Here is a 557-nt window from a genome sequence, read left to right as displayed (position 1 = left end):
GCCGGCGACATCCAGCACGAGGAACACTGCCGGCGGCTGGTGGACTATTGCGTGGACGAGCTCGGCGGACTGGACATCCTGGTCAACAACGCCGCGTACCAGATGTCTCGCGAAGGTATCGCGGACATCTCCACCGAGCAGTTCGACCAGGTCATGAAGACCAACCTCTACGCGATGTTCTGGCTGTGCAAGGCAGCCCTGCCACACCTGTCCGAGGGGTCGGCGATCATCAACACCACCTCGATCCAGGCCTACGAGCCGTCGCCGAACCTGCTCGACTACGCCACCACCAAAGCCGGCATCCTGAACTTCACCAAAGGACTGGCACAGGAGCTCGCGCCCAAGGGCATCCGGGTCAACGCGGTCGCTCCAGGCCCGATCTGGACACCGTTGATCCCGGCAACCATGCCGGCCGGCAAGGTCGGCGAGTTCGGCGCCGACACGCCCCTCGGCCGCGCCGGCCAGCCCGCCGAGCTCGCCCCGGCGTACGTCTTCCTCGCCTCCGACGACTCGACCTACATCACCGGCGAACGCATCGGCGCCACCGGCGGCCGCCC

At 67.0% G+C, this 557-nt stretch carries 1 protein-coding gene; it reads left to right on the top strand.

Annotated elements, in window-relative coordinates; genetic code table 11:
- Positions 1 to 557, top strand: a 557-nt coding sequence (locus tag E0H73_RS45620) for an SDR family oxidoreductase (RefSeq protein WP_131367568.1), incomplete at both ends; no start/stop codon positions are given.

It is taken from the genome of Kribbella pittospori (genome assembly GCF_004331465.1).
In the GTDB taxonomy this organism is placed as follows: domain Bacteria; phylum Actinomycetota; class Actinomycetes; order Propionibacteriales; family Kribbellaceae; genus Kribbella; species Kribbella pittospori.
The sequence above is the reverse complement of the archived record's forward strand: the minus strand, read 5'-3'. Positions and strand labels throughout refer to the sequence as shown.